Annotated in this window: 7 protein-coding genes; 2 read left to right on the top strand and 5 right to left on the bottom strand. The window is 46.3% G+C overall.

The genetic code is table 11. The features are described 5' to 3' along the window. Window positions 1-38: 38 nt before the first annotated feature. Entirely contained in the window at window positions 39-1394 is a 1356-nt protein-coding gene (locus tag Q4Q46_RS11900) for a leucine-rich repeat-containing protein kinase family protein (protein ID WP_311906031.1), read from the bottom strand. Between the two features lie 220 nt (window positions 1395-1614). Here Q4Q46_RS11900 and Q4Q46_RS11895 point away from each other — a divergent pair, with 220 nt between their 5' ends. Next, complete coding sequence (locus Q4Q46_RS11895) at window positions 1615-3060, top strand: LysM peptidoglycan-binding domain-containing protein (protein ID WP_311906030.1); 1446 nt, start codon at window positions 1615-1617, stop codon at window positions 3058-3060. Window positions 3061-3250: 190 nt separating this feature from the next. On the opposite strand, the gene Q4Q46_RS11890 is transcribed toward Q4Q46_RS11895, so the two are convergent. Both Q4Q46_RS11890 and Q4Q46_RS11885 read right to left on the bottom strand, forming a co-directional pair. Then, window positions 3251-4372: a sterol desaturase family protein gene (locus Q4Q46_RS11890; RefSeq protein WP_106651750.1), complete on the bottom strand. Its 1122-nt coding sequence runs from the start codon at window positions 4370-4372 to the stop codon at window positions 3251-3253. 158 nt (window positions 4373-4530) lie between these two features. Beyond that, window positions 4531-5904: a DUF4397 domain-containing protein gene (locus tag Q4Q46_RS11885; protein WP_242326198.1), complete on the bottom strand. Its 1374-nt coding sequence runs from the start codon at window positions 5902-5904 to the stop codon at window positions 4531-4533. Window positions 5905-6279: 375 nt separating this feature from the next. On the opposite strand from Q4Q46_RS11885, the gene Q4Q46_RS11880 reads away from it, so the two are divergent. Beyond that, window positions 6280-9009 carry a DEAD/DEAH box helicase gene (locus Q4Q46_RS11880; protein ID WP_311906029.1) on the top strand — a complete coding sequence of 910 codons (2730 nt, stop codon included), beginning with the start codon at window positions 6280-6282 and terminating at the stop codon, window positions 9007-9009. A 5-nt stretch (window positions 9010-9014) separates the two neighbouring features. Here the strand turns inward: Q4Q46_RS11880 and yidZ are convergent, their stop codons facing one another. Next, window positions 9015-9974: an HTH-type transcriptional regulator YidZ gene (yidZ, locus tag Q4Q46_RS11875; RefSeq protein WP_311891431.1), complete on the bottom strand. Its 960-nt coding sequence runs from the start codon at window positions 9972-9974 to the stop codon at window positions 9015-9017. Continuing rightward, window positions 9949-11142 (bottom strand): MFS transporter, encoded by a 1194-nt coding sequence (locus Q4Q46_RS11870; protein ID WP_242326194.1) that lies wholly within the window; start codon window positions 11140-11142, stop codon window positions 9949-9951. The genes yidZ and Q4Q46_RS11870 overlap by 26 nt, the downstream gene beginning before the upstream one ends. Window positions 11143-11180: the final 38 nt, after the last annotated feature.

Below are 11180 nucleotides of genomic sequence, written 5' to 3'. Positions count from 1 at the left end.
ACTAGAAACAGATGTAAAATCAGCCTGTTAGCAAGCCACTATTTGCCTTTTAACAGGGCTTCGATGGCCTTTTTCACCTCTGCAAAACAGGGGCGCTGAGTCACATCTAACTGCATGCACTCATCCTTAATCGCACTCAACTTTCTATAGTGTTCAGGGCCAATCGAGGCACTCACATAGGCTGATGCATCCACATAGGCCAACAAATCTTCAATCAAGCAGCCCAGCGCGCGCACTTCAATCGCTTCCATTGCCAAGCGCTCTACTGTAGACAGATTGCGTAAATTGGATGCCGCACCAAAATCACCAAACAACAGGTTTATCTGTTGATTAACCATAATGTTATGGGCGTAGACATCGCCATGGCTCACTTGCTTAGCGTGCATGTGCGCCATCGCATCGGCCAATTGGAGTGTAATCTTAGTCACGTCATCAAGGCTGAACTGGGTATCAGCATGAAAGGTATCACGGGTGCAGGTTGCCAAACTTGGCGGTAAACCTAAATTGCTAAACCCGGGCGGGATGAGCTCCATCACTAAGCCCAATTGGTCTTTCTGGCTGATGTGCGCCACCACCTTGATAAGGCTCGGGTGATCTCCCGTTGTGAGGCAGCAATCTAACTCGTCGGCGGGATAACCATCGCTGGTCACCTCCCCTTTAAAGAGTTTTACCGCAATCTGTGATGACCCCGTCGCGGCGACCATGGCCTGATTCAACCAATCACCACGGTAAATCACCCCAGAGGCGCCTTCGCCCAGTTTTTCTGCCAACTTGATATCATGCAGAGTCACGTTTGCCACTGTGGCCACATCGGCATGGGGATCGACCAAGGTATGGCTGAACGGATTACCCGCAAAAGCGAGCCAAGTCAACTTAGGCAAACCCAGTAGCCAAGCTGGCAACGCTTGCAGTTGATTGGCCGATAGACGCACTAATTCTAAGTTACGGCAATTGGCCATCGACTCGGGCAAAGCCGTTAACCGGTTGCCCGCTAGTGCTAATTTTTGCAGACGAGGTAAATCGCCCATAGCCGCAGGCAAGGTCTCGATGTGGTTATCGGTAAGGATAAGCCAGCGGGTTTGTGGCGGTAACGCAGCGGCAGTCACAGTGCGGATTTGATTCGCCTTAAAGCCAATCATCTCTAAATTCGCACAGCGCCCTAATGCCTCGGGTAAGTATTCGAAGCGGTTATTAGAAGCAAAGAGGATCCTTAAACGCGATAAACGGTGCAAGTCCTCGGGCAGAGTACTCAGTTGATTATTTGACAAATCGAGGATTTCGAGGCTATCGGCTAAGTCAAAAATCTCCCGCGGAAACTCGGTTAACTCCTCGACCAATTGTAAACGCGTGATCCCTTGTAACTGCCCTGCTCTTAACTGCGCTAACGTCTGCACTTTGCTACCCAAGTCAATGAAAAATCGCCGCTATGGTAGCGCATTAATGGTTAAAGCTAAACGCAAGATATACAGCCAAAGGGCGGCGCGATCGGCGCTAAACGGACGTTAAGCGGGCGCTGTAAATAGGGGGAAACCGTGGGGAGCTATCCAGAAACGCGAAAACAGATTAGCATGTGCACCAATATGGAATGCCCAGTTAACTCATCACAGGACAATCATGCGGAAACATTTTCGCCAAACGCACTCTTTTACAGTGCTAATGCTGGCCATGTTCGTGGCCCAATTGAGCGGTTGCGCGAGCACGTCGGCAAGCCCATCAACCACAGAATTCAATGCCCCAGCAAATGATGTGAGTAACGCTAACGAGCACTCGCCACAACACCAGCAGCACACGCCACCCGCTGTGGTTGAGCAGTACAGCGACGTTTGGGAAAAGATCCAACACGCCAACACCATTGACGTACATGACGATGCCGAAGTGCGCAAACAGCGTAACTTTTTCGATGATAAACAGAAATTTATGAACCAAGTCGGCGAACGCGCCGAACCCTTTTTGTATTACATCGTCAGCCAGCTCGAAGCCCGTAACATGCCATTAGAATTGGCGTTATTACCCATAGTCGAAAGTGGTTACAATCCACTGGCACAGGCAAACGGCCCAGCTGGACTGTGGCAGATGATCCCCGCCACTGGGCGTAATTTTGGCTTAACGGTTAACTCAGCCTACGACGGTCGCAAAGATGCACTGGCCTCAACCGATGCCGTGCTCGACTATCTACAGCATTTGTACGACACCTTAGACAAAGACTGGATCAACGCCGTCGCCGCCTACAATACCGGTGAATTGGTGATTAAAGCCGCCATCAACAAGAATAAAGCCAAGGGTAAACCAACGGACTTTTGGTCGCTGGGCATTCCGGCCAAACGCGTACAAACTGTGCCTAAGTGGCTGGCCTTTATTCAAATTATTCGCGCACCCAATCATTACAATCTAAAAGTGCGACCGATTGCGAACCGCCCTTTCTTAGATAGAGTCCCTGCGCCCAATGGCGTGGATATCGGCCAAATCGCCAATGCGGCAGGGCTGAGCAAGGCAGAATTTAAAACCTATAACCCGGGCTTTCGCCAAGGCGTGATCCCGAGCAAAGGCAAATATCAGATCGCCTTACCGCTGGAAAACATAGGCCAATATCAAGAAAATCACGACAAACTCTACGCCCAAAAACGCTATGACAGCCAAAGCTATATCGTTAAGTCCGGCGACAGCCTAGGCACAATCGCGGCTAAGTTTGATACATCAGTCAAGGCATTAAAACAGGCTAATAACCTGACCTCTGATCGCCTCAAAATCGGCCAAGAGCTCACACTCTTAACGCCAATGGCAGCCAATGATAATGAGCCAGAACCCGCTAAAGCCAACACTAAGTCCGATAGCAAAGCCAAGTCATCGACCAAAACAAATGCCAACGGCACTAAAACCACCAGCTCAAAATCGGCCGATATGCCAACGGCAAAAGCCAAAACCTACAAGGTAAAATCCGGCGATTCGCTGGATAAAATCGCCCGTAAGAATAAGGTCAAACTGGCTGATTTAATGAAGTGGAACCAGCTCAATAGCAAGAGCATTATTAAGCCAGGCCAAGAGCTGAAAATCAGCGAATAACACTTGCGATATTAACTGCAAAAAAGCCCAACAAAGCGCCAATTAAAAACGCTGTGTTGGGCTTTTTGCTGTCCCAGTGTCAGAGTTAACCATCACTTAAACATTGCTACTCAGTTGACCTCACATTGACTTCCAGATAATCATTCCAAAACAAACCACTCCAAAACGAACCACTCCAAATGCAGCGCCGTTATTTTGTGTCCTTCTTCGCTAAACCGAGGGGATATAATTGCTGCTTAAACATGCCAACGGGCATGTAATCACCGACGACACCATATTGCTCTGGCCACTCTTTCTGACCTCGAACTGCGGTTCCAAAGAGGTAATCTAAAAATGAAAAATGGGCGGCATAGTTACGATCTATAGCCGCCTTATCGGAAGCATGGTGCCAATGGTGGAACTGCGGGCTGACGATTAAGTAACGTAGCCAACCGAAGTTAACTTGGACATTGGCATGGTTAAATACCGCCTGTACGCCAACGATAATGACATAAATACTGATGATATCTTTGGAAAATCCCAAGATAAAAATCGGCGTAAGTACTAGACAACGGGTGGCGATCAACTCAAACATATGTTGCCTTGATCCCGCCAACCAATCTAAATGCTTGGCGCTATGGTGTACCGAATGGAAACGCCACAGGAATGGGATCTCATGGTAAGCGCGATGCGCCGCATATTGCATTAAATCGGCGACCAATAGAATCAACAGCAGTTGCAACACAAAGGGCAGACCTGCGATAAAGCTTTGCACTGTGCTGGAAATAGCCCAAGAAAAGGTCGACTGCACAAATTGATTCGTCACCAATAATACAAATCCAATCGCTAAATGATTCACCAAAAAATGATTTAAATCCCCTTGCCATTCGGGTCTCAATATTGGCTGTTCAGGTTTATGGGGTAGCCATTTTTCGATAAAAATAAAAATTAAGGTTGAACCTAATAAGTCTAAAATAAACCAATCTAACCCCAGTGAGACCTTATGATTGGCAAAAGGCTCGACCTCGACTTGATGACCACCAAAGGCAATCGCCAAGCTCACAAATACCCAAGCGACAAAGCCAAATCGTTTATTTTTATTTCGAATAAAATTTAATAAACCTAAGCTGCCCGACACCACTAAGGCGACAAATATCAAACTGCGAATAATATCGACGTTATAACTTTGGCGTAATTCGGGGGTAGTCAGGTATTCAGGGAAATGAAACGCCAATACACCTAAAAACGATAATATGGCTAACATGCACGCTATGGTGCCGCTAATACTGCCTTCACCAATTTGGAAATGGCCGTCTTTAAATCCTTTGCTAATCACAGTGAACTCCTTTTCCTATGCTGCTCGCGTTATCCACACAACCACCACTCAGCTTAATTTTGCCGATTAGCCTACATTAACCCCACTGCCACAATCAATAAAAAGCGCTACCTAAGTAGCGCTCTTGTATTAACTAAGTTCACTCACCTTAACGGTTAGAGCTTAATCAAGTTATAACCAAAGCTAGTGGCAGCATCTTTATTCAGCACCATAGTGACATTATCTTCATTGCTGAAATCCATTAAATCGGAGGCATAGACAACGGTTTTAGTGCCGTTTTCGACTGCGATGACTTTAATAGAATATTCGCCTGCAGGTACAGTCACTGACTGAGGGCTAGCTGGGTTGACCGCAGTGATTTTATTTACCGCAGTTTCAATCGTGTCATTTGCTTTTAAGAAATATACAGTGAGATTACTTTTATCGGCAAAACTCACGATGTCAAACTTAAAGCTATAGGGACTTGGAGTCTGAGTTTGCTTCATCTCCATCGCCTTCACTTGGCTGCCCTGCTCTGTCGCCTGCTCGTAAATGAAGATGGTTTTAATATCATCTTGATTAAGGGTGATCAGCACATTGTCGAGTAATTTAGCTTGGCTTGTATGGTCAAGTACGCTCACACCAAAGTCATTAAACTCGGCGCCTTGGTAAGCTGTTACGCCGAAGGGGGCCACATTGCTAAATAGCGCTTCTTGCTTACTACTCACTACTTTTACATCAACATTATGTGTAGCCAAGCCATTGAATACCCTAAAATCTACACTGCTTTCGAGGGCGACATGGTTACGCACATTGGTGGTTGAGTCGACGCTGTCTAAACTGATTTTAGCGGCTGAAGCGCCAAAGCTTTCCCTTAAAATCAACTTATAAGGCACCTTGGTTTTAAAGTTAATGCTTGCCGTGGTGTAACTGATATTGGTCGTACCCGCCGCAGTCAGATAAATTTTATAGTCGCCCGTATCTAAAATCTGTGGTGTTGAAACCTCACCATAGGAGACGCTGCCTAGCATCACTGCATCGGCAAAGCCTTTATCCGCTTTGGCAATATAGGCATCGTAGGCAGGTGCATCAGTCGCAGTGTGTGCAATCAATAATTGCATCTTGCTCTTGTCCGCTTCGGCATTTTGTTTATCGAGCTCGGTACGCGAGTAATTGATATTCAAAAGGGCTGGCGAGGCAAAATCCCCATGCAATACAAAGAAATGGTCGGTTGCCGTTTTTAAATCAATATTCTCTTTGTAGAGTGAAATATCTTTATTTGCCGCATCCTTACCCATCACCTCTACCTCACTCACACCGGGGGTAGATGTAAATCGTGGCATCGCATCTGCGTAGCTCACGCTTTCATAGGTTTTATCGCCAATCTTCAGCGCGGTAGCAGTGCTCCCCACTGTCGCATTATAGAATTGCACATAAGTATCAGTTTTAGAGGTATCCTCATCCTTGTCATTATCAGAACCACCGCAAGCGGTCACGCCTAAACAGGCGAAGGTCAAAACCGCGAATCCCTTTAGCTTACTTTTTATCATTGTTTCCCTCATTAGCAGACAAAAATTCAGTTCAGTCTACGCAGTTATACAATGACAACAATGGCAATTTCCACTAAAAACAAAAACAAATATTTCACAAACTCAAACACTTAACAAACATTTCAATAACACACAAAATACTGATACAAACGCCACTTTTCGGGCCCTTAATTGATACAAATGCGATTGCTGATACCTTAGTTCACATCTACAAAAACGCTTCCGCTCCAGAGCAATAAGGCTGGCATATCGAATACCTCTCTTTTAGGCTATTGCGACCATGGAGAAATCATCCACAGTTGGTGCAAACCTTGTTCGACTTATGCGATTGAGTTACTCTCGCACCGCCAATTAAGCCTTTGGGATGGATAGGGTTTGCAAGGGATTCTTAACTACTACAAACAGTGTTTTCAACACGATAGTGCTGAAATTAACCTTTGGTCTAGCCACAAACTTGCTGAGCAAGAAAAGCTATTGCTCCAAGGTGAAGACGAGTTAAGCAGTGGCTTTCTGCCTCGCTTGCCGGTGCCATTTGCTCCTGCCTCCGCATTAATGGCGCGTAGTGCCTTGTATCTACGTGAAAAAATATTATTGCACTCTTGTCTGTTTTTCTGCGGCACTGTCGAGCTTAATGGCGAAAAACGTAAAGTCGTCACGCCATTGCTGTACCGCGAATGCCAATTGCAGGCCGATGGCGATAACATTTACCTCGAATCTAATAACAGCTTCTCTGGCGGCGGGCCATTCACCATCAATGAAGCCCTGTTAGAAAAATTAGTCGTTGAAGGACACAGCTTAAGTCAAGAGTTACGCGATAATCCAACGGATGTCAGTGGCTGGATAGCTTGGCTGCGGGCGGGCCAAGCCGATGTTGATACCAGTCATTTATTGCATTTTCCCAAGCTGATCGATGAGACTGAATTCACTGGCTTATGCCGTAAACGTGGGCGGTTTATGGTTAGTCGCAGCCAAATTATTCTTGCAGAGCGTTCGCAGGCAAGTCGCGGCATATTGCACGAACTCGACAATCTCATCACAGCGCCTTCACACTCTGCGCCGCTTCAAGCGCTGTTTGGGCAAGCGCCAACTCGAGATTCAGTTAGTCACAATGTCGATACCCAAGAGAATTACCTTCCTGGGCTATTAAGCCGCGCACAAATTCAAGCCTTAAAGGTGGCGGCCAATCAAACTTTGGGGCAAATATCGGGTCCACCGGGAACGGGTAAAAGTTACACCATAGCCACAGTGGCGGCGGAGCAGGTATTAAGGGGTAAATCTGTCCTCATCGTCGCCCACACCGATGTTGCCGTTGATGTGATTGCCGATAAGTTGCAGCAACAATTCCAGCTTGGGAGCAGCCTTATTCGCGCCGGCTCGCCGCAATTTATTAAAGTCCTTAAAAACCAGATAGATGAAATGCTGCATGGTCAGCATCCTGCGACTGCTGAAACCCTCTCGGATATCCTACTACTCAATGCAAAACAGCAACTTAATACTGTGACTCGCGAGCAAACCAAAATGGAAGCCGGTTTTATTCACCATTGCCGACACGCCATACGTCGCGGCCAAAAACTGGCGACCTTACAACAAGGACAATCGCGCTGGCGCTTAGGATTTTACAACTGGGCTTACCGTGCCGGGATCAAACAGTTTGCTCAGCAATGGGATGTGCTCGATAAATTAACCGCCCTCATCGCCCAAAAAGAAGACTTAAGCCTCAAATACTTACAATTGGCCACTCACTATCGATTAAACCAATTACTCAAACATAAGCGCAGTACACTGGTGAGTTTTGCCAGTGCACTTCGCGCTCGGCAGTCCGCTAAGCAACTCGACGGTTTCTACAAAACGGATTTTGATGCCTTAAAGCAAACCTTTCCCATTTGGTTATCTAGCCTTGCCAGCTTGCATAAAGTGCTGCCCATGGAGCAGCAAATGTTTGATCTAGTGATTATTGATGAAGCCACCCAAGCCAATATTGCCGCCTGTTTACCGGCCTTACAGCGGGCAAAAGCGGCACTGGTGGTGGGCGACAGTAAACAGCTGCGCCATTTCTCGTTTTTATCCCGTGCAAAACAAACCCAAATCCAAACCCAACTCGGACTTGCTGCGGATTGCCGCGGCCTAATGAGCTACCGTGATGCCAGTATGCTCGACTTAGTATCACAATCCCTTGCGAGCCAATCCCAAGTGGTATTTTTAAATGAGCATTTTCGGAGTAAACCTGAGCTGATCCAATTTAGTAATCAGCAGTTTTATCAAGGCATGCTGAAAATTATGCAGCACAGACCCTGCACGAGTTCAGGACACTTACATAGAATACAAGTGACAGGCGCGCGGGATAGCAAGGGAGTTAACAGACTAGAAGCGGAGGCATTAATTCAAAAGTTATCACAACTGATTGATGACCAAATGAATACATTAGTGCCCGCCAGCATTGGTGTGCTCTCCTGTTTTCGCAATCAAACTGAGTATTTATCCCAGCAGATCCTCGCACGCTTTAGCGCACAACAAATAGAACGTCATCAATTGAGGATTGCCACGCCCTTTGGTTTTCAAGGGGAAGAGCGCGATATCATGCTGCTGTCGTTTAGCATTACGGCCAACGACAGCCGCGCCGCCGTGTATTTAAATCGAGCCGATATGTTCAATGTCGCCATCACCCGCGCTAAACAAATGCAGTGGCTATTTTTATCGGTACAAGCGCATGAGCTCCCCAACAATAATTTACTGGCAACTTACTTAACATCGGCGGGCCAATTTCAAGCGGCGCACAATTATGTCGATGCCCTCGATAGCTTCGGCCAGTCGGTGGCACTCGCGATTGAAGCAAAAGGCATAACAGTCTGGCGCGCCTACCATATGGCGGGGCTAGAACTGGACATTCTGTGCCGCTATGGTAACCAATATTTAGCAATAGATTTAATCGGTTACCCAGGGCCATGGGCGGACTTTTTCGATATTGAACTGTATAAACTGTTACAGCGCGCCGGGATTAAACTTATCCCCGTCAGTTATGGGCTATGGTGCCAACAGCAAGAATTGTGTATCCAATATATTTGCCAGCAATTGGGTATTCCCCAACAAAGTGAAAGCAGTAAATAGAAACCTTAATCATGCTGTTGATAAATTGCTTTTATCTTGTTTCGCAGCCAAGTGATTTTGGGGTTGTGGCTGTTTCTCTTATGCCAAATCAAGGTAAAAGGAATGGCAAGTTTATCAAGATATTCGCCACTTATCGGGATAGGACGACTGACTAAGTCAGGGTGTAATTGGTGGGCATACTGCTCACAATATTGCGGCGCGATTGCCATCATACTGTGGTGAGGCTCTGCCGCGACAAACAGTGACTGCTCAAAGCTGGCCAAGGTCAGTACTATATTGCGACTTAAACCAAGCTCAATAAGTACATCATCTAAGGCCCAGGTTTCGCTCTTTTCCCACAAGATATTGATATGCGAGTATTTTAAGAAAGTGTCTATATTCCACTCTTCCTGCAAGGCGGGATGATCGCGGCGTAAATACACCTGGGGAAGATCGGTAAATAAAACCTCAAAATCGATAAAATACGGTAATAAATCAAGGGATTCCTTGGAACGAGGATGACTTTCTCGGCCTGTAAAACCTATGTCAGCCTCACCGCGAATAATGGCCTCCAGAGAATCATAATCCCAATTTCGTACTTTCACTTTTGCATCAGGGTAGTGTTGGTAAATAGCCTGCGTTAATTGATTAAGCATAATGAGCGACAAAGGTGACTCAAGCATTAGCTCAAAACTGAGCCCTTTTGCCATATCGTCCCCGCGCTTGCCCATAAGCTGTTTGCCCATTTGTAACCAATCGGCTAAGTCATGCTCCATGCTTTGGGCCAATGGCGTTAACTGCAATCCCTGAGGCGTTTTAATGAATAGTGGGTCGTCAAACCAATCACGCAATTTCGCCAAGGATTTACTCACGGTTGATGGGGTGACATTGAGCTTTTTAGCGGCCTTAGTCACACTCCGCTCTTGTAAGAGAAGTTGTAGAGTAAACAATAGATTAAGGTCAAGACGTGCGAGTGATTTCTTCATCTAGATAAACGCTCGGTGCTGTAGGCACACATAATATGAGTAAGGTACTGATAACAGAGCCCAAGGCTAATATCAGCAACAATATGTTAAGTGGACTAATACCTATTAATCCCATCAGCCAAATATACAGTGCTGAAGTACAAACCTGTGCAATACCTAACAATGAACTTGCCACCCCAGCACGCGATGCAAAGGGGCTCAGTGCTTGGCTCATAGTCACACCAAATCCAATAGCGAATCCGCTACAGACAAAACCAAAGCCTAATAAATTCACATTAAGGCTAAAATATTGCACCTGAGTTAGCACAAACACTAGCGCGGCAGCTGCAAATAACAGCTGTGAAATCAACATCAAACTTTTTTCTTTAAGCACAGCAAGTGCAAAAGGAGTCGAGAACGATACCAGCATACTCACTAACGCTGTCAATGCCATAACATTAGAGTATTGCCCGCGGTCAAACCCCATCTGCCCCATGATCAGCATGGGAGACACATTGACATAACTGAGAATCGTAGTCACACCTAGAGTCGTCATAACAAGCCGGCTGAGGAAAAAGGACTGACGAAAAGATTCTTGCGGCGCCAACTGACGATTAACATCCTCAATCCTACTCTGCACAGGCTTAGTCTCCCGTAATATAAAAATACATAACAAACAGACTAATAGTCCCATGCCAGCCATAGTGCTAAACAGACTCTGCCAAGGGAACTTGAGCATAATTACATGCCCAATAACAGGTGCAATGACCGGGATAATGCACGTAATACCATTGATCATTGAGAGCACTTTAGCTCGGCGCTTATCGTCCAAGGTGTCGCGTAAAATAGCAAAGGCGACAACGTAACAGGAACCAGCACCAATTCCCTGCATAAAACGTATGAGTAAGAACTGATTGCTTGTCTCAGCCATACCACCTAAATACGAAGCTAAGGCAAAGACAATAGCGCCGAATAGAGTGACAGGCTTGCGCCCTAATCGGTCCGCTACGCTGCCAGCAAAAAGCATGGTTGCCGCCATTCCGCCAAGATACACAGAAAAAGCGATATGCAACTGTGCTTCACTCGCGCCTAAATCCTGCGCGATTTGCGGTAAACCAACCAAGTACATATCTATCCCAGTTGGATACAGAAGCACTAAACAAAAACTACACAAAAGATATCGCAACATATACCTCACCCATCTCCTCGCAAATAAGTTGCGCTTAG

This window comes from Shewanella vaxholmensis (genome assembly GCF_031932135.1).
GTDB classification, from domain to species: Bacteria; Pseudomonadota; Gammaproteobacteria; order Enterobacterales; family Shewanellaceae; genus Shewanella; species Shewanella hafniensis.
Note: the sequence above shows the minus strand (reverse complement) of the source record. Positions and strands in the feature narration are given on the sequence as shown.